19 protein-coding genes are annotated in these 21306 nt (G+C 72.8%); 10 read left to right on the top strand and 9 right to left on the bottom strand.

Going from position 1 to position 21306, the window contains the following annotated elements; all coding sequences use genetic code 11:
• Positions 1–23: 23 nt before the first annotated feature.
• Positions 24–1262, top strand: coding sequence for a hypothetical protein (locus I8920_RS06115; protein ID WP_198658251.1), 1239 nt, complete (start codon positions 24–26; stop codon positions 1260–1262).
• Between the two features lie 340 nt (positions 1263–1602).
• On the opposite strand, the gene I8920_RS06110 is transcribed toward I8920_RS06115, so the two are convergent.
• A complete protein-coding gene (locus I8920_RS06110) occupies positions 1603–2460 on the bottom strand; it encodes a LysR substrate-binding domain-containing protein (RefSeq protein WP_198658250.1) in 858 nt (285 codons plus the stop codon).
• Positions 2461–2596: 136 nt separating this feature from the next.
• Between I8920_RS06110 and I8920_RS06105 the strand changes: the two genes are divergently transcribed.
• The gene (locus I8920_RS06105) at positions 2597–3919 is read left to right on the top strand and encodes an MFS transporter (protein WP_198658249.1); all 1323 of its coding nucleotides are present in this window, start codon (positions 2597–2599) and stop codon (positions 3917–3919) included.
• A 301-nt stretch (positions 3920–4220) separates the two neighbouring features.
• Here the strand turns inward: I8920_RS06105 and I8920_RS06100 are convergent, their stop codons facing one another.
• Positions 4221–4868 carry an NAD(P)-dependent oxidoreductase gene (locus tag I8920_RS06100; protein ID WP_198658248.1) on the bottom strand — a complete coding sequence of 216 codons (648 nt, stop codon included), beginning with the start codon at positions 4866–4868 and terminating at the stop codon, positions 4221–4223.
• A gap of 124 nt (positions 4869–4992) precedes the next feature.
• Here I8920_RS06100 and I8920_RS06095 point away from each other — a divergent pair, with 124 nt between their 5' ends.
• On the top strand, positions 4993–5355 hold the full coding sequence (locus I8920_RS06095; protein ID WP_198658247.1) for a winged helix-turn-helix transcriptional regulator: 363 nt from the start codon (positions 4993–4995) through the stop codon (positions 5353–5355).
• Between the two features lie 194 nt (positions 5356–5549).
• A complete protein-coding gene (locus I8920_RS06090; RefSeq protein ID WP_198658246.1) occupies positions 5550–6581 on the top strand; it encodes an NADPH:quinone reductase in 1032 nt (343 codons plus the stop codon).
• A gap of 84 nt (positions 6582–6665) precedes the next feature.
• Here I8920_RS06090 and I8920_RS06085 read toward each other — a convergent pair whose 3' ends face one another.
• Both I8920_RS06085 and I8920_RS06080 read right to left on the bottom strand, forming a co-directional pair.
• Positions 6666–6851: a hypothetical protein gene (locus I8920_RS06085; RefSeq protein ID WP_111093138.1), complete on the bottom strand. Its 186-nt coding sequence runs from the start codon at positions 6849–6851 to the stop codon at positions 6666–6668.
• 41 nt (positions 6852–6892) lie between these two features.
• Positions 6893–7702, bottom strand: coding sequence for a GAF domain-containing protein (locus tag I8920_RS06080; RefSeq protein WP_198658245.1), 810 nt, complete (start codon positions 7700–7702; stop codon positions 6893–6895).
• A gap of 113 nt (positions 7703–7815) precedes the next feature.
• Here I8920_RS06080 and I8920_RS06075 point away from each other — a divergent pair, with 113 nt between their 5' ends.
• Together I8920_RS06075 and I8920_RS06070 are read left to right on the top strand one after the other, a co-directional pair.
• The gene (locus tag I8920_RS06075; RefSeq protein WP_198658244.1) at positions 7816–8712 is read left to right on the top strand and encodes a patatin-like phospholipase family protein; all 897 of its coding nucleotides are present in this window, start codon (positions 7816–7818) and stop codon (positions 8710–8712) included.
• The gene (locus I8920_RS06070) at positions 8709–10784 is read left to right on the top strand and encodes a S9 family peptidase (protein WP_198658243.1); all 2076 of its coding nucleotides are present in this window, start codon (positions 8709–8711) and stop codon (positions 10782–10784) included. Before I8920_RS06075 ends, I8920_RS06070 begins: the two co-directional genes overlap by 4 nt.
• Positions 10785–10846: 62 nt before the next feature.
• Here the strand turns inward: I8920_RS06070 and I8920_RS06065 are convergent, their stop codons facing one another.
• The gene (locus tag I8920_RS06065; RefSeq protein ID WP_198658242.1) at positions 10847–12052 is read right to left on the bottom strand and encodes a glycosyltransferase; all 1206 of its coding nucleotides are present in this window, start codon (positions 12050–12052) and stop codon (positions 10847–10849) included.
• A 62-nt stretch (positions 12053–12114) separates the two neighbouring features.
• On the opposite strand from I8920_RS06065, the gene I8920_RS06060 reads away from it, so the two are divergent.
• Positions 12115–13011: a UbiA family prenyltransferase gene (locus I8920_RS06060; protein WP_232832839.1), complete on the top strand. Its 897-nt coding sequence runs from the start codon at positions 12115–12117 to the stop codon at positions 13009–13011.
• Positions 13008–14483, top strand: coding sequence for a phytoene desaturase family protein (locus I8920_RS06055; protein ID WP_198658241.1), 1476 nt, complete (start codon positions 13008–13010; stop codon positions 14481–14483). Before I8920_RS06060 ends, I8920_RS06055 begins: the two co-directional genes overlap by 4 nt.
• A 115-nt stretch (positions 14484–14598) precedes the next feature.
• On the opposite strand, the gene I8920_RS06050 is transcribed toward I8920_RS06055, so the two are convergent.
• Positions 14599–15792, bottom strand: a complete 1194-nt coding sequence (locus tag I8920_RS06050) for an acyl-CoA dehydrogenase family protein (protein ID WP_198658240.1) — start codon at positions 15790–15792, stop codon at positions 14599–14601.
• A 47-nt stretch (positions 15793–15839) separates the two neighbouring features.
• Here I8920_RS06050 and I8920_RS06045 point away from each other — a divergent pair, with 47 nt between their 5' ends.
• Together I8920_RS06045 and I8920_RS06040 are read left to right on the top strand one after the other, a co-directional pair.
• The gene (locus I8920_RS06045; RefSeq protein WP_198658239.1) at positions 15840–16448 is read left to right on the top strand and encodes a QsdR family transcriptional regulator; all 609 of its coding nucleotides are present in this window, start codon (positions 15840–15842) and stop codon (positions 16446–16448) included.
• Positions 16445–16888 carry an acyl-CoA thioesterase gene (locus I8920_RS06040; RefSeq protein WP_198658238.1) on the top strand — a complete coding sequence of 148 codons (444 nt, stop codon included), beginning with the start codon at positions 16445–16447 and terminating at the stop codon, positions 16886–16888. Before I8920_RS06045 ends, I8920_RS06040 begins: the two co-directional genes overlap by 4 nt.
• Before the next feature lie 154 nt (positions 16889–17042).
• Here I8920_RS06040 and I8920_RS06035 read toward each other — a convergent pair whose 3' ends face one another.
• The 3 genes from I8920_RS06035 to I8920_RS06025 all read right to left on the bottom strand — a co-directional run bounded on the left by I8920_RS06035 (position 17043) and on the right by I8920_RS06025 (position 21273).
• Entirely contained in the window at positions 17043–17192 is a 150-nt protein-coding gene (locus tag I8920_RS06035; RefSeq protein WP_198658237.1) for a hypothetical protein, read from the bottom strand.
• Between the two features lie 32 nt (positions 17193–17224).
• Complete coding sequence (locus I8920_RS06030) at positions 17225–17665, bottom strand: VOC family protein (protein WP_198658236.1); 441 nt, start codon at positions 17663–17665, stop codon at positions 17225–17227.
• A 149-nt stretch (positions 17666–17814) separates the two neighbouring features.
• Positions 17815–21273, bottom strand: a complete 3459-nt coding sequence (locus I8920_RS06025) for a proline dehydrogenase family protein (RefSeq protein ID WP_198658235.1) — start codon at positions 21271–21273, stop codon at positions 17815–17817.
• Positions 21274–21306 lie beyond the last annotated feature (33 nt).

Here is a 21306-nt window from a genome sequence, read left to right as displayed (position 1 = left end):
GCGCCGCAGTGGCATCGCATCGCATGCTGGATTCGGACCGCCCGCGCCGACCCGTCCCGGCCTGGGTCACCGCACCGCCCGTCGACGAGGTCGCGCCCGTCGCTCAGGCCGCCGACACCGGCCTGGAGGCACGCCCCACCCCCGCCCCGACGCACGCCGCCCACGCGGCGCCGGTGCCGACCACCGCGGTCGCGTCGTCCGCGGTGCCCGCGTCCATCGCGTCCCTGGTGGAGGCCGACGCCCCCGCCCCCGACTACCCGCCGCAGGAGGACCTGCTTCCCCCGGCGCCGATGTCGCCGAACGTGCACACCGTGCCGTTCGAGAACCCGGCGGCTCCCCCGGCGGCGATCACCCCCGGCGCGGCGCTCGCCATGCCGGTGTCCCCGGTGACCGCGGGCCCCGCGGCCGCCCCCGAGCCGACGACCGGCGACGCGGCCAGCACCCCGGCGGACGGTGCGGTGGTCCCTGCTCCCGCCGCGGTCGTCCCCGCGGTGCCGGTCGAGCCCGCCGTCGTGGCGCAGTCCGCCCGTCCGGCGCCGACCGCTGCGCCCGTCGTACCCGCTCCGCCCGTCCCGCCCGCCGCACCGATCGCGCCGGGCGCCGGACAGCCGCGGTTCTCGGTACCCGGACTCGAGCACGTCGTCGTCGAGGGCACCGAGCCGGAGCCCGTCGGCCCGATCGGCTACCGCACGCCCCGACGCTTCGCACACCAGCGGGCAGCCAAGCCCGCGCCGACCCCGCCCACCCGTTCGTTCGACGCCGTCCTGCACGCTGCCCCGTCCGCGTCGGCAGCTCCGACCGCACCCGATGCGACCCGGCCGCCCGTGGCTCCGGTCGCACCGTCCGTGGCACCGGACGTGTCCGCCGGGGCCGACCCGGGCCTCCCGACCGAGGCGATCGAGCAGCCCACGTCGGCCGCGACGCCGGACCGACGCCCCCTGGTCGGCGTGACGCCGGGCGCGGTGCTCGGCGCCGTCGCCGGAGCCGCGACGATCGGACTCGCGGCCTGGTGGTTCACCACGCCGACGACCGTGCACGGTGTCGGCCTGGTGCTCGGCGTGCTCGCGCTGGTGCTCTCCATCGCCACCGTGCGGAACCCCCTGGCGACGTGGCAGCGGCCGGTCGGGTTGCTCGGTGCGGTCCTCGGCGGGGTGGGCACGCTGGTGCTGCTCTGGGCGGTGGCCGCTGCGCTCCTGCCGCTCGCGGGCGTGACGCTGCCGGACCTGACCGGGACCGGCACGACCCCGACGCTCGCGCCGTAGCGGAGGCGGCGGCGGCGTCGAGGTCCCCTCTCTTGTCGCGAGACGCCGTCGTCTCAGCAACACGCCGCTTGGCCGTCGAGACGCCTCCGGAAACAGCGGCGTCTCGCTGACTCCGCGGCGCTGAAGCACCACGCCGGCGTCTCGGCAACACGCCGTCGTCTCAGCAACACGCCGCCCCGCCGTCGAGACGCCTCCGGAAACAGCGGCGTCTCGGTGACTCGGTGACTCGGCGGCGTCGAAGCACCACGCCGGCGTCGTGCCCGTGCCCGCGCCCGCGCCCGCGCCCACGCCGTGCCCACGCCCGCGTCGCGTCCACGTGGGCGCCCGACCCGACCGCGGCTCAGACGGCGCGGACGACCCCGCGCGACAGGATCGCGTTCGTCAGCGCGTCGATCGGCTCGCGCTGCACCGTCGGGTTCGCGATGAGGACGTAGTCGACCGCGGGCAGGTCCGGCAGCGCGAGCCGCTGCGACACCTTCACCAGGTCCGCCGGGATGAGCGAGTGCGGGAACACCGCCACGCCGATGCCCGCGCGCACCGCGGCGAGCACCCCGTTGACGTCGCGGGTGTTGCAGGTGATGCGCCAGGTGCGGCCGGCGGCCTCGAGCGCGTCGATCGCCATCTGCCGACTGATGCTCGGCGCCTGGTAGGCGATGAGCGGCACGGGCTCCCCGGGCTCGAGGGCGATGCCGTCCTGCGCCATCCACACCATCTGGTCGGTGGCGACCCGGGTGCCCTCGGCGGACTCCCCCGCGGTCTGCTTGATGAACACCAGGTCGAGCTGTCCGGCGTGCACGCGGCGGAGCAACGGAGCCGACTGGTTCACCGTGAGCTCGAGGTTCACCTGCGGGTGCAGCCGACGGAAGTCCCGCAGGATCCGCGGCAGCTGCGTGATGGCCAGGTCGTCGGCCGCCCCGAACCGCAGCCGCCCGCGGGTCGCGGCGCCGGAGAAGTAGGCGTCGGCTGTGGCGTGCGCGGCGAGGATCGTCCGCGCGAACCCGGCCATCGCATCACCGTTGTCCGTCAGTGCGACGCCGCGGGTGTCCCGTGCGACCAGGGTGCGCGACACCGCCGTCTCGAGCCGACGCACGTGCTGCGACACCGTCGGCTGGCTGATGCCGAGCCGGGCGCCCGCCTGCGTGAAGCTGCCCGTCTCCGCCACGGCCAGGAACGTCTGCAACAGGACCGGATCGAGCACGTCGCGCCTTCCGTCGGTGCGACCTCATTCGACATCGCAATGGAGTGATAGCCACCATAGGGGTGTCGAATGACGCGCGACCACGTAGTTTCGATGGGGTACCAGATCCACGCCGACGTCCGGAGGACCCCACACCGTGAGTGCGTCACCGACGACCCTCCCACCGCCCACCGAACCGCTCCCCGTCCAGACCACCCGGCCACCCTGGCGCCACACGCTCATCGCCCTGTCCGTGCCGAACTTCCGGCTGTTCACGGCGACGAACCTGGTCGCGATGACCGCCGGGTGGATGCAGCGCATCGCACAGGACTGGCTCGTGCTGCAGCTGACCGGGTCGGTGGCGCAGGTCGGCATCACCGTGGCGTGCCAGTTCGCGCCGATGCTGCTGTTCGGGCTGCTCGGCGGCGTGCTGGTCGATCGGTTCTCGAAGCGTGCGCTCATGATGATCACGCAGGGCGCCTTCGCGGTGCTGTCCGCGCTGCTGGCCGTGCTGACCCTCGCCGGCGTGGTCGAGGCCTGGCACATCTGGGTGATCGCGTTCCTGGTCGGCATGGTCACGGTCGTCGACAACCCGGCGCGGCAGGTGTTCGTCACCGAGATCGTCGGGCACCAGCACCTGCGGAACGCCATCAGCGTGAACTCGTCGGTGTTCCAGCTGGGCGGCATGATCGGCCCCGCGCTGTCCGGCGCCCTGCTCGTGGCGGTCGGCGCGGGGTGGTCGTTCGGCGTCAACGCGATCGCGTGCGTCGCCGTCGTCGTGACCCTCGGGTTCCTCAAGGTCTCCGAACTGCACCGCACACCCCCGGCCCCACGCGGCAAGGGTCAGCTGGTGGAGGGCCTGCGCTACGCCGTGGCGAAGCCGACGATCATCGTGCCGGTGATCCTCGTCGCGTTCTTCTCGGTCTTCGCGCTGACGATGCCCGTGCTGCTGTCCGCCTTCGCGTCACAGGTCTACGACGTCGGTGCCGGCGGCTACGGGGTCTTCAACTCGGCCGTCGCGGTCGGCGCCCTGGCCGGGGCCCTGCTGTCCACCCGACGAGCGGTCGTCCGGCTGCGGACCATCGTCGGCGGGGTGTTCTGGACGGGCGTGCTCCTCGTCGTCTCGGGGTCGATCCCGGCCATCGCGCCGTTCACGGTGGCGCTCGTCGCCGTGGGGATGTCACAGCTGCTGTTCATGACGGCCTCGAACTCGCTCGTGCAGCTGTCGTCGAACGTGGCGATCCGTGGCCGCGTGATGTCGCTCTACGTCCTGGTGCTGCTCGGCGGACAGGCGATCGGCGGGCCGATCATGGGCCAGGTCGTCGACCACTTCGGCGCACACGTCGGGATGATGGTCGCCGGCGGCGTCCCCGCTGCGGCTGCGGCCGTGATCGCCGTCGTGCTGGCCCGCCGCGGAGGCCTGCACCTGTCGGTCCGGATGCGCCACCACCTGCCGGTGCCGGCGATCGTCGCGCACTGAGCGGCGGGCGCGGGCGCCGCCTGCGCGTTGCGCGCGGGTCGCGGCCGACGCGTCGCTCCCCGTTGCGGGCGTCGCGCCCCGACACACGGGGGCGCGACGCCCGCAACGGGGCGCGGGCGCGGCACGGACCGGACGGGAGGCACGGGGCGGCCCCGCCCCGTGCCTCCCGTCCGCCCGCTGGTCGCGCCGGGGGGTGGCGGCGCGGCGGGGTTGCGGAACGGCGCACGACCGAAGTCGCCCGGAACCACGCGTTCGCGTGGTTCCGGGCGACCTCGGTTGTGCGGAGTGGAGCCGAACTGCGTCAGTAGGCGACGCCGAACCGCGTCTGGTGGTGCGCGGGGGTGACGATCTCGTCGACGAAGGCGATGGCGTAGTCGGCACCGGAGATGTCGGAGTTGCCCTCGGCGTCGGTGAGCAGGACCTCGTCGGTGGTGCGGTAGGTGCCGCGACGCTCGCCGGGGTTGTAGCCGCCGAAGGCCGCGGCGGGGCTCACGTAGAACCAGTCGACCTCGGTGTCCGAGGCGCGGAGGGCGTCGAGGATCTGCGCGTGGCTCTTCGCCTCGCCCTTGAACGCGTCCGGGAAGCCGTCGGTGTCGAACAGGCGGGGCCCGTCCTCGGCGACGCGCAGGGAACCGGCACCGCCGACGATGCCGAGCCGAGCACCGGTCGCAGCGGCGGCGTCGACGAAGTGCTGGAACTTGTCCTTGAGCTCGCTGCCGTCCGCCTGCACGGCGTGGAGCGAGACGACGACGACGTCGGCGCCCTTCGTGACCTCGGACACGAAGTCGGCGTCGAACGCGTCACCCTGCGCCAGGGTCAGGCCGTCGGCCGGCTCGAGCTTGCTCGTGTCGCGGGCGACCGCGGTGACGGTGATGCCACGCGAGAGGGCCTCGTGGGTGATGGCGGAGCCGGCGTAACCGGTGCCTCCGAAGACGACGATGTTGGTCATGGTGTTCCCTTCGTGGAGCGGTGGGCGGTGCGAGTGCTCGTACCGGCCGGGCGTTGACACTCACCGTACAAGAGTTACTCTCTATCAGTAAGTAGGCACCTGACAGTGCGTGACGGAGGACTCCATGTCGGCTCTCGAGTACAGCCCCTACGCGGCGGACTGCCCCAGTCGACAGCTGCTCGACCGCATCGGCGACCGGTGGAGCGTGCTCACCATCGGTGCGCTCGCCGACGGTCCCGCACGGTACTCGGCGCTCGCCGCCCGGGTGCAGGGCGTCTCGCAGAAGATGCTGACGCAGACCCTGCGGGCGCTGGAACGCGACGGCATGGTGACGCGGACGGTGTTCCCCGAGATCCCGCCGCACGTCGAGTACGAGCTCACCGACCTGGGCCGCTCGCTGCGCACCGTGCTCGTGCCGCTCGAGGACTGGGCGACGACGCACATGCCCGACGTGGCGACGGCGCGCGAGGGGTACGACTCGCGCTGAGGCGCGGGCGGGCGGACGGCGCGGGCTTGGCGGGCGGGTCGGTCGGGTCGGGCCGCGCGGGCCGGCGACGCTTCGTGAGCAGGAATGGTCGGGTCGGCGGCGCGCACCCGACCATTCCTGCTCACGATGTGCCGCACGGACCTCGACCTCCCGCACTCGGAATCCCCGACGGCCCCGAGTGGTTGCCTGGGAGCATGCGATCGATCGTCTACTCGAAGCCCGGTGACAGCAGCGTCCTCGAACTCGTCGAACGGGACACCCCGGAACCCGGCACCGGCGAGGTCCGGGTCCGCGTCGTCGTCTCCGGCGTCAACCCGACCGACTGGAAGGCCCGTGCGGGCGGCACGTACGGCGACGGCCTCCCCTTCCCCGAGATCACCCCGAACCAGGACGGCGCCGGTGTCGTCGACGCCGTCGGCCCGGGCGTCGAGGGCCTGGCCGTCGGCGACCGCGTGTGGCTGTTCATGGCCGCGGCATCCCGTCCCACCGGCACCGCGCAGGAGTACACGGTCGTCCCCGAGTCGCGGGTGGTCCCGCTGCCCGACGGCGTCTCGTTCGACGTCGGCGCCTCGCTCGGCGTCCCCGCGATGACGGCGCACCGGGCGCTCACCACCCACGAGAACGGCCCCGCCCGACTCGAGCCAGGAGCCCTCGACGGCTTCACCGTGCTCGTCGCGGGAGGCGCCGGAGCCGTCGGACACGCCGCCATCCAGCTCGCCCGCTGGGCCGGCGCGACGGTGATCACGACGATCAGCTCGGACGCCAAGGCCGCGCTCGCGACCGCAGCCGGCGCCCACCACACCGTCGACTACCACCAGGACGACGCTGCCGAGCGCATCCGGTCCGTCGCGCCCGACGGTGTCGACATCGTCGTCGAGGTGTCGATCCCCCAGAACGCCGCGCTGGTCGCCGACGTCCTGGCGAACCACGGCGTCGTCTCGATCTACGCGAACAACGGCGGCGACGAGGCGAGCCTGCCGATCCGCCCGAACATGAGCGTGAACGCCCGGTACCAGTTCCTGCTGCTCTACACGATCGGCGACGAGGCCCTGGCGGCCGCCGCGGAGGACGTCACCGCCGCGTTGCGCGACGGGGTCCTGCCCGTCGGCGAGGACGCCGGCCTGCCGCTCACCCGGTTCACGCTCGAGCAGACCGCCGCGGCACACGACGCCGTCGAGCAGGACACGGTCGGCAAGGTGCTCATCGACGTCACCGAAGCGCCGTAGTCCGGCTCCGGCACACGCTGCACGGACGACGAACGGCTCCCACACACGTGTGGGAGCCGTTCGTCGTGGACGATGCGGGAGGGGTCAGCGACCCAGACGCGCAGCGATGGCTGCGGTGACCCGGAGTCGGGCTGCAGCGCGCTCGCGCTCGATGTTGGCGGCGATGACGTCGAGGTCTTCGTAGTCGGCGTCGGTGGTGGTGTCGTTCCAGTTCGGTGATGAGATCCGGGCACGCCCGAACGACGGCGGAGCAGGGTTCACGGTCGTCATGGGGGCATGGTACGTCGAGCGTCCGACAGAGCGTGTGAGCATCACGGGCCTTTCCTGAGATCGCGGTCGCGCTCGGGGAACGAGTAGGTCAACGAGAACGCGACGGCCATGAACGACGCCATCATCGCGATGACCTTGGCGTCGAGGTCGGTGAACGCGTCGGGCACCGGGGAGTCGACGGTGAGCATGCCGAACGAGTACTGGTCGGACCGGATCACCACCGAGACGTACGAGGTGTACCGCGGTTCGAAGCCCGGCAGGTCCTGGTCGACGTCGACGTCGGCGGAGCGGTCGCCGACGATCCGGGGTGATCCCCCGACCAGCACCCACTCGAGGTTGCGGTCGCCGTAGGGCGTGCCCGCTCGGAAGACCCCGGCGGTGTCGCCGGTACCCCCGTGACCGATCGGCTCGAGCGCGCGCAGATCGGTGGACAGCTGGTACACGTTGGCGCGGACGTCGGGCACCTTCGGCAGCAGGTAGAAGGCCAGGGCCACGGCGACGCGGTCGGCGACGACGGAGAGTTCGCCGTGGCGTTCGGACCGGGGCAGTTCGGCGAACCGGACGAGCCGGGTGGCGATCTGGCCGAACGCGTACCGGACCGCCGTCGACTGCTCGAGCTCAGCCGCGGTCGCGTTGTCCTCGGCCACCGCCCGCGCAGCGTCGCTGCGCCGCGTCCGCACCACCTGCACCGTCACGGCTGCGGCGAGCACGACGAGTCCGAACGCGACGAGCGACAGCCGGACCGCCGGCGTGACGAACAGGTTGGGCAGCTGGAACGCCGCGGTGGGCGCAGCAGCCACCACGATCGGCCACACGACCGTGCCGACCCGTCCTGAACGCTGTTGCCCCATGCCCTCGACGCTAGGTCACGCCACCGACGCGGACGGGGTTGTCCACAGGTGGGCTCTCCACAGGACCTGACGGCCTGCGCCGGCCCGTCGCACGCAACTGGTAAGCAGGACGCATGACCGACGTCACCACACCCGTTCCCGGATCCAGAGCCCTCGTCCTCGGTGGCGGAGGTGTCGCCGGGATCGCGTGGGAAGTCGGCGTCCTCTCCGCGCTGCAGGACGCCGGCGTCGACCTCGACGCCGCAGACCTGGTCGTCGGCACGAGCGCCGGCAGCGTCGTGGGCGCGTTCGTCCGGAACGGCGCCGTGCAGCAGGCCTTCGACCAGCAGCACACCCCGGCACCGACCACGTACGTCGAACCCGCACCCATCGACGTCGAAGCCGTGCAGCAGCACATCGGTGCCGCACTGCAGGGCGCGACCGGTGAACAGGACGCCCGAGCACGACTCGGACGCGCAGCCCAGCAGGTCGTCGGCGGGCAGAGCGACGACGAACGCACCGCGACCTTCGGCGAGACCCTGCCCTCGACCGAGTGGCCAGCGAAGGCCCTGGCCGTCACCGCGGTGGACGCGACCGACGGCACCTTCCGGCTCCTCACCGCGGCGGACGGCGTCCCGCTCCCCCGGGCCGTGGCCGCGAGCTGCTCGGTGCCCTTCGTCTGGACCCCCGTCACGATCGACGGCCGACCCTACGTCGACGGCGGGGTGCGCTCCGGCACCAACGCCGACGCGGCAGCGGGGCACGAGCGCGTCCTGGTGATCGCGTGCGGGCCCGAGGGTCCGTCGCCGTGCGGGCCGTGGCTCGACGTCGCCGTGGAGGCCCTCCGCGCCGGCGGCTCGTCGGTCGAGGTCGTCGTGGCGGACAGCGCGTCGCAGCAGGCCTTCGGCACGAACTCGCTCTCCCTCGCCACGCAGGCGCCGTCGGCCGAGGCCGGACGCGCGCAGGGAGCCGCCGTCGCGGAGCAGATCGCCGCGTTCTGGGCCGAGGACCTGGTGGGGGTGGACGCATGAGCACGCCCTTCTCGGACCTCGACCAGTACATCGCGCTCCCCCGCGTCGACGGGATCGCCATCGACCCGGACGGCACGCGGGTCGCCCTGACCGTCAGCACGCTCGACGACGACCGCACCGGGTACCGTCGCTCGATCTGGCAGGTGCCCGCGACACCGACCGGCGACAGCGGCGGAACCGGCGACACGGCAGGACGCCCGGTGCGCCTCACCCGCTCCGCCAAGGGCGAGGGCGGCATCGCCTTCACCCGCACCGGCGACCTGCTGTTCGTCTCCGCCCGTCCCGACGCCGGGGCTGCGGAGCTCGAGACCGCCCAACTCTGGGTGCTGCCGTCCACCGGCGGCGAGGCCCGCCCGCTCACCCGTCTGGCCGGCGGCGTGGGTGGCGTGCTCGCCACCGCGGCGGCCGCCGACGTGGTCGCGCTCACCGCCGACCTGCTCCCCGGCGCCGGCACCGACGCCGCGACGGTGCTCGACGCCGACGCCGAGCTCCGGAAGGCCCGCACCGACAAGAAGGTCCGCGCGATCCTGCACGAGACCTACCCGGTGCGGTACTGGGACCACGACCTCGGGCCGGACCAGACCCACGTCCTCACCCTCGAACTCGTGCCCGGACCCGTCACGGCGGCGGGCTCGACGCCCGACGCCGTCGCGCCCGAGCAGCCGGTCGACCGCACGCCGGCTCCCGGCAGGTCGCTCGACCACGTCAGCGGGGCACTCACCCCCGATGGATCGGTGCTGCTCGCGGCCGTGGGCGTCCGGGAGGCCCGTGGGGACCGCTCGACGCTGGTCACCATCGACCTGTCCAGCGGCGACCGCACGGTGCTGTTCGACGACGTCGACGTCGACCACGAACTGCCCGCGCTCAGCCACGACGGCCGGACGATCGCCTGGGTACGGACCGTCCGGTCGACACCCGCCGGCGCGAACCAGCAGGAGGTCTGGGTCGCCGGCATCGACGGCTCGGACGCCCGCCGCGTCGCCACCGACTGGGACCGCTGGACGAGCGAGCTCGTGTTCGAGCACGGCGACGGAGCACTGCTCGCCGTCGCCGACCAGGACGGCCGCGCGCCGGTCTTCCGGATCCCCCTCGACGGCGGCGCGGTCGAGCAGTTGACGCACGACGAATGGGCGTACTCGAACCTGCGCGTGGCGGAGGCGACGGGCGTGGTCGTCGCGCTGCGGGCCTCCTGGGCGGCGCCGATGCACCCGGTGCGGATCGCATCGGACGGCACCGTGGCCACGCTGGCGACGCCGGCGCCCCTGCCGGACGTCCCCGCGCACCTGGAGGAAGTCGAGACGACCGTCGCCGACGGCGCCCGCGTGCGCGGCTGGCTGGTCGTGCCCGACGGCGACGGACCACACCCGCTGCTGCTCTGGATCCACGGCGGGCCCCTGAACTCGTGGAACCAGTGGTCGTGGCGGTGGAACCCGATGCTGGCCGCGGCCCGCGGGTACGCCGTGCTGCTGCCGGACCCCGCGCTGTCGACCGGCTACGGACTCGACTTCGTGAACCGCGGGTGGAACGCCTGGGGGCAGGCGCCGTACACCGATCTGATGGCGATCACCGACGCGGTCGAGGCCCGGCCGGACGTCGACGAGACCCGCACGGCTGCCATGGGTGGGTCGTTCGGCGGTTACATGGCGAACTGGGTAGCCGGCCACACCGACCGGTTCCGGGCGATCGTCACCCACGCGAGCCTGTGGGCGCTCGACCAGTTCAACGGCACGACCGACTCGTCGCAGTACTGGTCGTCGATCTTCGACGCGGACGGCATCGCGGCGAACGACCCGCACCGGTTCGTCGCCGACATCTCGTCACCGATGCTCGTGATCCACGGCGACAAGGACTACCGCGTGCCGATCGGCGAGGGGCTGCGGCTCTGGTCCGAGCTGGCCGAGCACCACGCGGCGCCGGACGGTTCGATGCCGCACCGGTTCCTGTACTTCCCGGACGAGAACCACTGGGTGCTCTCCCCGCAGCACGCGACGGTCTGGTACGAGACGGTGTTCGCGTTCCTCGGGCAGCACGTGCTCGACGAGGACTGGCAGCGACCCGAGCTGCTCGGCTGAGTGGCAGACCCGAACCGGAGGAGGAACCGCCGACGCTCCCGGCCCGTCTCCGCGAGCACGGCTCAGAGCGCCTCGAGTACGTCGAGCGCCCGCTCCACCCCGTGCTCTCCGCGCATCCGTCGCCCCACGTCGGCGGCACGGTCGCGGCGGGTCAGGGCGTCGCGCATCGCGGGTTCGAGCGTGCCCGCCGACATGCGACGCAGCGGGACCGGTGCGGCGGCCACCCCCTGTCGGTGCAGCTGGGCGGCCCAGAACGGCTGGTCAGCGGTGACGGGCACGACGACCGCGGGCACGCCGGCCCGGGCGACGGCGTGCGCGGTGCCGGCCCCGCCGTGGTGCAGGGCGAGCGTCGCACTCGGCAGCACCGCGTCGAACGGCGTCGACCGCACCGTCAGCACGTCGGGGCCACGGCGCTCGGCCGGCAGCGCGAGGCCGCCCGCGCCGGTGACGAGCAGCACCCGGAGGCCGTGCGTGCGGGCCGCCGTGACGATCGTGGACCCTCGAGCCGAGGCGTCCCGCGCCGTCCCCGTCGCCATGGATCCGAACGAGGCGACGATGGAGGGGCCGGCCCGCAGGAACGCGCTCACCTCGGGATCGGGTGACGCCGCCGGCTCCTCCTCGTACCAGGCCCCCGTCTGGTGCACCCGCTCCGGCCAGTCGTCGGGCCGCGGGAGCAACGCGGGACTCACGGCCATGAGCGTCGCCCGTGACGGCGACCGCCGGGCGGGACGACGACCGCTCGGCAGCTCGGCGGCGGCGCGCGCCACGTCGGCGTCGAAGAGACGGGCGACGGCGCGCGGGACGGCGTAGGTGGACCGGTTGCGCGGGCCGAGGTCCCGGGTCGCCGTCGGGCCGCCGGCGGCGGGGAAGCGCTGACTCGGGGTGGCCACGGGCGCGAACTCCACCAGCACGCGCGGAACACCGAGCGCGTCCGCCGCCATCGGCGCGCTCAGGATCAGCGGGTGGTGCACCACGACGTCGGGGTCGAACGCGACGCTCTCCCGCACCGCGGCCGCGAGCATCCGCCGCATCGCGGGACGCACCTCGGTGCGCAGGTGGTGTGCGAGCGCCCGAGGGGTGCGCCGGGTGGGGAACAGCACCCGGTGCGCGTCCAGACCGAGGCGCACGCTGTCGACGCCCTCGGGCGCGACCGCGTCGTCCGGAAGCGCCAGCCGGACCTCGTGTCCGCGGGACAGGGCGTGTCGCGCCAGTGCGGCGAAGGGCTCGACGTCGCCACGGGTGCCGGCGGTGAGCAGCATCATGCGCATCCGACCAGTGTGGCGCGGAAGCCGGCGTCCGGCCTCACCGTCGGCCGGGTACGCTCGGGCGGGTGACTGACGGCCTCGAGCGGATGCCGCGCACCGCGCCGTCCAGGATCGGACCGGCCGTGCGCCGGCTCCTGCTGATCTCTCGCCCGGTGCTGTGGATCAACACCATCGGCTCCGGACTCGTCGCCGTGTGGCTCACGGGCACGCTCTTCGACGTCCGGGCGCTGCCGCTCATCCTGTGGCTCACGCTGCCGTTCAACCTGCTCATCTACGGCGTCAACGACATCTACGACCAGGACACCGACGCTGCCAACCCCCGCAAGGGATCCATCGAGGGTGCCAGGATCCGGCAGTCCGAGGTGCGGCTCATCGCCTGGGCCGTCGCGGTCGTCAACGTGCCGTTCCTCGTGTACTTCTCGATCGCACTGCCGCCGCTCGCGAACGCGGTGATCCTGCTCTACGCGGGTGTCTTCGTCTTCTACTCCGCACCACCGCTGCGCTTCAAGGCGCGACCGTTCCTCGACTCGCTGAGCAACGCCGCGTACGCACTGCCGCTGGTCATCGTCCCCGCGGCACTCTCGGTCACCCCGGTGTGGCCGGCCGCCGTCGGCCTGATGGCGTGGAGTGTGGCGAAGCACGCCTTCGACGCGGTGCAGGACATCGTGGAGGACCGCGATGCGGGCATCACCACCACCGCGGTCCGGCTCGGGGCGAGCGGGACGGCGTGGTGGAGCGGGGCCTGGTGGATCGTGTCCACGGCACTCTTCGCCGTGGTGAGCGTGCCCGTGGCCGCCGTCAACCTGCTCATCGCCGGCATCCTCGTGGTGTCCCTGCTGCGCGACCCGACGCCGGAGACCGGTCACCGCCTGTACCGTCTGTCGGTCGCCTTCCCGTACATCGCGGGATCGTTCGTCGGGGTGCTCCTCATGGTGTCGATCGTGCTGGGAGGCCGCTCGTGAGCCGCATCGTCGTGGTCGGGGGCGGGATCGGCGGGCTGACCGCCGCCGCGCTGCTCGCACACGCTGGCCACCGGGTCACCCTGCTCGAATCCTCTACCGAGCTCGGCGGCAAGAGCCGGCGCATCCACCTGGGTGCGGACCGGATCGACACCGGCCCGTCACTGATGACGTTCCCCGCCGTGTGGGACGAGTTGCTGCGGCGACTCGGCGAGAGCCAGAGCGCGGGCGCAGGCGCAGGTGCCGGCGTGGGTGGGGGTGCGGGAGCGGGCGACCGCACTCGCGACGACGGCCACCTCGACCTGGTGCGGATGCCCGAGGTGGGACGCTACTACCACGACGGTGAGGAGACCTCGCTGCCGGTCGCGCCCGACCACCCGTGGTACCCCGCCTGGCGCCGGTTCTCGGACCTGCACGCGCCCCTCGCCGACGACGTGACCGAGCTGCTGCTCGCCGACCCCCTCGACCGCGCGGCCCTCCCGGCGCTCCGTCGGCTGCTGGCCGTCTACGGGTCGCGCCTCACGACACGTGCCTACCTGGACGGCCTGCCGTGGCTGCCGGACGGGCTCCGCGAGATCATCGCGATCCACACCCTCAACGCGGGCGTCTCTCCCGCACGCACCCCCGCCCTCTACGCGAGCATGCCGGCGATCATGGCCGAGACCGGGGCCTGGGTGCCACGCGGCGGGATCTACGAGATCGTGCTCGCGCTGGGTCGACTGGCCGAGGCCGCCGGAGCCGAGGTGCGCACCGGCGAGACCGTCACCCGCATCGAGCGCGGGTGGGTCACCACCGAAGCCGGTCGGTACCCGGCCGACCTCGTCGTCAGCGCCGTGGACGCCGATCGGCTCACCACGCTGACGGGCCCGTCGCGGATCCCGCCGCTCCCCCGCCTGCGCCCCCGCACCCTGTCCTGCTCGGCCGTCGCGGTGTACGGCGTCCTGCGCCAGGAGTTGCCGGCGCACCTCGCCGCGCACAGCGTCATGCTCCCGACCAAGCCCGCCGCGCTGCACCGCAGCCTCGAGGCCGGCGACGAGCCGGCGGACACCATGGTGTTCGTCAACCAGTACCGCGCGGGCGAGGTGTACCCGAACCCGCGCAGCACCGTCGGGATCCTGCTCACCGCCCCCGCCGACGGCGGTCACTACACGGCGGAGCACCCCTTCGTGCGGCGCGAGGTCGACCGTGTCTCCCGGGCGATGGGACTCGACGGTCCCCTCACCGACCTGCTCGACGAGCAGGTCGTGCTCGACCCGCAGTACTACGGCGAGGGCGGCGAGCCGCACGGTGCGCTCTACGGTGCTGCCCGGCCGCCGTGGCTGAGCGGGCCGTTCCACCGGCCCTCGTACAACGACCCCTGGCGGCCCTGGTTGTGGCGGGTCGGTGCGTCGGTGCACCCCGGCGGCGGCGTCCCGGCGGTGGTCGGCGGCGCGATGATCGCGGTGAACCGGCTGCTCAAGTCGACACCGGCCTGACGGCGGTCAGCGAACCGCTCGCCCCGGCTTGACACGGACCAGCGAACCGCGACCACGGCCTGACACGGACCAGCGGACCGCTCGGCCCCGGCCCGACCGAACCCCCGGCCGACCGCTACACGAACGCGGCCTGCCCGGTGATCGCCCGCCCGACGATCAGGGTGTTGACCTCCCGCGTCCCCTCGTACGAGTAGATCGCCTCGGCATCGGCGAAGAACCGCGCGACCCCCTTGTCGAGCACGATGCCGTTGCCGCCCTGCACCTCGCGGCACCACCCGACGGTCTCGCGCATCTTCGCCGTGGCGAACGCCTTGGCCATCGCCGAGTGCTCGTCGCCCCCGGCACCGCTGTCCTGCATCGCCGAGGCCTGCGTGCACAGGGCGATCGACGCCGTGATGTTCGCGAGCGACTTCACGAGCAGGTCCTGCACGAGCTGGTGCGACGCGATCGGCTTGCCGAACTGGATCCGCTCACGTGCGTAGGACAGCGCCGCCTCGTACGCCCCGACCGCGATGCCGATCGCCTGCCAGGCAACCTCGGTGCGGGTCAGGCGGAGCACCTCGGCCGTCGCGCGGAACGACGTCGCCCGCTGCAACCGCCGCGCCTCGGGCACGCGGACGCCCTGCATGACGATGTCGGCGTTCTGCACGCCGCGCAGCGCGATCTTGTCCTCGATCTTGGTCGCGGTGAACCCGGGGGTGTCCGTGGTGACGAGGAAGCCCTTCACCTGCTCGTCGGCGACGTCCTTCGCCCAGATGACGACGACGTCGGCGAAGGTGGCGTTGCCGATCCACCGCTTCTCACCGTCGAGCACCCACTCGTCGCCCTCGCGCCGGGCCGTCGTGCGCAGTCCACGTGCGGAGTCGCTGCCGGACAGCGGTTCGGTCAGCCCGAAGGCCCCGATCACCTCGCCCGCGGCCATGCGCGGCAGCCACTCGCGCTGCTGCTCGTCGCTGCCGCCCACCGCGATGGAGTTCATCGCCAGGCCGGACTGCACGCCGATGAAGGTCGCGACGCTCGCGTCGACACGCCCGAGCTCGAGCGCCGCCCAACCGCGGTACACGGCGGAGTTCTCGAACTGCCGGACGAGCGGCACACCCGGTCCGTACATGCCGAGCTCGGCCAGCGGCGCGATCACCTGCGTCGGGAACTCGGCACGCGCCCAGTACTCGTCGGCGATGGGCGCGACCTCGCGCTCGAGGTACTCGCGCAGCCGTCCGATGGACGCCCGCTCCGGCTCCGTCAGCTGCTGCTGGAAGCCGTAGAAGTCCGATTCGAGCAGGGTCGTCGGGAGCGCCGTCGTTGACATGGAACCAACGATGCATCATTCTCGAAAACGTTGCAAGGGAGGGTCGCGTGTACACATCGGATTCTGCGCTGCGCGCCTTCCGGGAGGCCCGTCACACCTTCATCGCCGGCTCCCGGATCGACATGGGCGCCTTGGCTGCCGCGCTCGGCGTGGACCGGACGTCGCTGTTCCGGTGGGTGGGCAACCGTGACCGGTTGCTGTCCGAGATCCTGTGGTCCCTCGCCGTGCCGACGCTCGACGGTGCCACCCGCGCCGCAGACGTCACCGGGTCGACCGGTGCCGAGCGGCTCGTCGCCGTGCTCGACCGCTTCACCGCCGACCTGATCGACGCGCCCTACTTCCGAGCGTTCCTGACCCGCGAGCCGGCGCGGGCGATGCGCCTGCTGACGACCTCGGACAGCGACGTGCAGGGCCGGTTCGTCGGCCGGGTGACCGCACTCATCGAGGAGCAGGAGTCGTCCGGTACGTTCGACCCTGCGCCGCTGTCGGCCGAGGAACTCGCTCGACTGCTCGTCCGGATCTCCGAATCGTTCACCTACGCCGAGTTCATCTCGGGCGAGGCCCCCGACCCCGCCCGAGCCCGTGCGGCCTTCGAGTACGTCCTGCGGCCCGACACGACGCGCTCCACACCAGCACCACCGATCGGAGACCGATGACCATCGACGAGTACCCGTTCCGCCGCGACTACCCCACCCGTTGGAACGACAACGACATGTTCGGGCACGTCAACAACACGATCTACTACTCGGCGATGGACAACGCGTCGACGTACTGGTTCCGCGAGGTCGCCGGGCTCGACCCGTTCTCGTCCGAGTGGATCGCCGTGCTGGTGTCGTCGAGCTGCCACTTCGTCGAGTCCGCGGTCTGGCCGGACGTCATCGAGGTCGGGATGCGCTCGAAGCACCTCGGGAACACCAGCCTGTCGTGGGAGTTCGGCCTGTTCCGCCAGTCCGACGGTGCCCTGCTCGCCACGGGTGAGTTCGTCCACGTCATCATCGACCGCGAGGGTGCCCGCCGTCCGGTCCCCCTGCCCGAGTCGCTGCGCGAGCTCGTGACCGGCTCGATGGTCGCGTCGCAGCCCGCCGCCGCCGACTGACCCGCCGCCGAGCGCACCGCCCTGCGCCCCATCCGTCGCGCCGGCCCGCGTTGCGCCGCGCCGGCCCGCGCCGCCGCACAACCAACGTGCTCCCGAACCAGGCGATCGTGCGGTTCGGGAGCACTTCGGTTGTGCAAGCCGGATCCGAACCGGGTCAGGGCCGGTGGTCGTCCCGACGGGGCCGGAGCAGCCGAGCCGCCAGGTCGTCGCCGGCGGGCTTCGCACCGTTCAGCGTCCCGATCACGGCCCCGATCGTCCGCAGGACGGACCCGATCCCCCGCCCGATGACCTCCACGATGCGCATGCGCTCATCGTGGAGGCCGTCGGCGTCGTTCGTCAACCCTTCAGGGCCGCCAGCTCGAGGTTGATGTCGTCCGGGTCCTGCACCGACAGGATCACCATGCCGGCGTCGCCGAGGTCGGTCACCTCGCCGTGCTCGACCCCGGCGGCGTCGAGCCGTGCGGCGGCCGCGTGCAGTTCGTCGACGGACCCGACGACGAAGCTGACGTGGTCGAGGCCGACCGAGTCCGGGTCGAAGGTCTGCCCCGCGGGGGCGACCGGCCGGAGCCCGAACACCTGGTCGCCGAGCCGGAACACCGCTCCGCCGTAGAAGCGCTCGCGGTCCTCGCGGACGCCGGGCTCGTCGACCTGGTCGCTGAAGTCGATGGCCGGCTCGGTGCCGAGCAGCTGCTGGTAGAACGCCTTGCTGCGGTGGATGTCGGTCACGGTCACCCGCACGTGGGCGAGCGCGGTCGGGCGGGCGAAGGGTTCGGTCATGCTGGGGCTCCTCGTCGATCGACCCGACGCAGGGGCGCCGGGTGCGCGCCGTGGTCGCGGCGCGCACCCGACGCAACCCCCGCCACCTCGGAGCGCTCCCGCACGGTGCGGGGACCGGACAGGCCGGCGGGACCGGACTGTGCAGTCCGCTAGATCAGGTCGTCGGTCAGGTGGTTCGGCGTCCCGAACCGGTGCGCCGTGATCGACACCGCCTGCTCCCGGACGAACGGCAGGATCTCGAGGCGCCCGGCCTCGGTCACCGGGCCGCCGTACACCGCGACGTCCGGACGTCCACCGATCGCGGTGGTCAGCGCCGAGGCGTCCCCGCCGACGAGCCGGACCCGGGTCGACGGCCCCGACGCGATCGAGCTCGCGAAGGACTCGTCGGACACGGTCTGCGACAGCGACCGGACGATCGGCAGCGAGCGGATCGCCGACGCGACGGACGACGGCAGCGTCGCCGCCGTCGAGACGTCGATCGTCGTGCCGGCACGCAGCGCAGCCGCGACGACGCGGACGAGCTCCGGGACGGCGTCCTCGTCGACGGAGGACAGCCGCACCTGCACCGAGGGGAACGGCAGGTAGCGGGCGATGTTCCGCTCCGCGCTCAGCGCCGAGACGTCCGTCGCGGTGCCGAACAGCGTCGACCACGCCTGCTCGTCCGACGCGAGCGAGCGGTCAAGCACGTCCGAGGTCACCCCGGCGGCCCGGACGAACGCCGAGACCGGTGCCGAGACGGCCGAGCCCCCGGTCGCAACAGCCGGCGTCCACGACCCGAGCCCGAGCAGGTAGTTCAGCCCACCGGCCTTGGTGCCCGCACCGACCGCCGACTTCTTCCACCCGCCGAACGGCTGGCGGCGGACGATCGCGCCCGTGATGCTGCGGTTGACGTAGAGGTTGCCCGCCTCGATGCGCGCGAGCCACGTGCCGATCTCGGCCGGGTCGAGCGAGTGCAGACCCGAGGTCAGGCCGTAGTCGACCTCGTTGACGATGTCGATGGCCTCGTCGAGGGTGTCGGCGGTCATCATGCCGAGGATCGGGCCGAAGTACTCGGTGCGGTGGAACTCCGAGCCGCGGCGGACGCCCTGTCGGACACCCGGGCTCCAGAGCTTGCCGGTCTCGTCGAGGCGCTTCGGTTCGACGGCCCAGGACTCCCCCGCGCCGAGCGTCGTCAGGCCGCTGAGCAGCTTGCCCGATGCCGGCTCGATGACCGGGCCCATCTGGGTCGACGGGTCGGTCGGGTAGCCGACGGTGAGCGAGGACACGGCGTCGAGCAGCTGGTTGCGGAAGCGCTTGGACTTCGCGACCGAGCCGACCATGACCACGAGCGACGCGGCCGAGCACTTCTGTCCGGCGTGCCCGAAGGCCGAGGCGACGACGTCCTTCACGGCGAGGTCGAGGTCCGACGACGGGGTGACGATGATCGCGTTCTTGCCGGAGGTCTCGGCGAGCAGCGGCAGGTCGGGGCGGAACGAGCGGAAGAGCTCGGCGGTCTCGTAGGCGCCGGTGAGGATGACCTGGTCGACCATCGGCGACGCGATGAGCTCCTGCCCGAGCTCGTCCTCCGCCACCTGCACGAAGGCGAGCACGTCCGCCGGCGCACCCATGGCGTCGAGTGCGGTCTCGATCACCGAGGCGAGCACGGCGCCGGAGCGCCCTGCGGGCGGCGCGGGCTTGAGCACGACGGCCGACCCCGCGGCCAGCGCGGCGAGGGTCGAGCCGGCGGGGATCGCGACCGGGAAGTTCCACGGCGGCGCGACCAGGGTCAGCGCCGCGGGCGTGAAGGTCGCACCGTCGACCTCGTCGAGCGAGGCGGCGAGCGAGCCGTAGAAGTGGGCGAAGTCGATCGCCTCGGACACCTCGGGGTCGGCCTGGTCGATGGTCTTGCCCGTCTCGGACGCCATCACCTCGATCAGGGCTGCCCGGTTCGCTTCGAGTGCGTCGCCGACGGCGTGCAGCACGGCGCCGCGGGCTGCGCCGGACCAGCTGCCCCAGACCGCACCGGCGGCGCGGACACGCTCGAGCACCGAGGTGAGCTGTGTGGCGGAATCGACCCGGGCCTCCCGGACGGCCGACGCACCCAGCGTCGAGGACGCGATCCGGTCCGTGATCGCGGCGCCCCAGGAGCGGACGTCACCGACCGACGGGTCGCTGTCCGGGGTGTTCTCGAAGTGACCGGGGCCGGGGCGGCCGACGGCGGCGTAGCGGTCGGCGACGCGGTGCGACGGCGGCGCGTCGAGTCCGCCGGGCTGCGCGAGGGGCTCGAGCGACGCGCGGAAGCGGGCTTCCTCGCGGGCGAACAGCGGCGGCGAGGACACCAGGGAGAACACGGCGGACATGAAGTTGTCCTGCGAGGCGCCTTCCTCCAGGCGGCGGATCAGGTACGCGATCGCGACGTCGAACTCGCCGGGGTGCACGACGGGCGTGTAGAGCAGCAGCGAGCCGACGGTGTTCTTCACGGCCGCCGCCTGGCCCTGCGCCATGCCGAGCAGCATCTCGAACTCGATGCCGTCCCGCACCCCGCGCTCCCCGGCGAGCAGCCAGGCGTGCGCGACGTCGAACAGGTTGTGCCCGGCCACGCCGACCCGGACGTTCTCGACGCGCGAGGGGGTGAGTGCCCAGTCGAGCACGCGCTTGTAGTTGGTGTCGGAGTCCTGCTTGGTGTGCCAGGTGGCGAGGGGCCAGCCGTGGACGGACGCCTCGACCTGCTCCATCGGCAGGTTGGCGCCCTTGACCAGGCGGACCTTGATGCCCGCTCCGCCACGGGCGCGGCGGGCCGCGGACCACTCCTGCAGGTGCTGCATCGCGGCGAGCGCGTCGGGCAGGTAGGCCTGCAGGACGATGCCGGCCTCGAGGTGCAGGAACGCGGGCTCGTCCAGGAGCTTGGTGAAGACCGCGATGGTGAGGTCGAGGTCCTTGTACTCCTCCATGTCGAGGTTGATGAACTTCGCGGGGGTGGCGGCCGCGGCGCGCGCGAACAGCGGGCGGAGCTGCTCGACGATGTCGTCGACCGCGTGGTCGAACGCCCACGGGGAGTGCGGGTGCACGGTGGACGAGACCTTGATCGACACGTAGTCGACGTCGTCGCGGGCCAGCAGCTTGTGCGTGCCCTCCAGGCGGCGGGCGGCTTCGCGCTCCCCCAGGACGGCTTCGCCGAGCAGGTTGACGTTGAGACGGACCCCGTCGCGCTTGATCTTCGCGATGGCCGGGCCGAGCTTGGAGTCGGTCGCGTCGACGATGAGGTGTCCGACCATGTCCCGGAGGACCCGTCGGGCGATGGGCACGACGACGGTCGGCAGGACCGGGGCCATGCCGCCGCCGAGGCGCACGAGTCCTCGCAGCGCGGCGGGCAGGAACCCAGGGGCGTCCGGCGCGATCTGCCGGAGCTTGCGGGCGGCGACGGACAGGTCCTCGGGGCGGACGACGCCGTCGACGAACCCGACGGCGAAGTCCAGGCCGGCGGGGTCGGCGAGCACGCCGGCGAGCTGCTTCGCGGAGCCGTCGACCGGGTACGACTCGGCCTCGGCGAGCCACTGGCGGACGAGTGCGACGGACTGGTCCGCCAGCGCGTCGTGGTCGGTGGCGGGGTGCTCGTACAACGTCGTCATGGGATCAGTGTGGAGGTCCGGGATGCGGTAGCG

This window comes from Curtobacterium sp. YC1 (assembly GCF_016267665.1).
Taxonomy (GTDB): domain Bacteria; phylum Actinomycetota; class Actinomycetes; order Actinomycetales; family Microbacteriaceae; genus Curtobacterium.
This window is presented reverse-complemented; position numbering and strand designations above follow the sequence as displayed.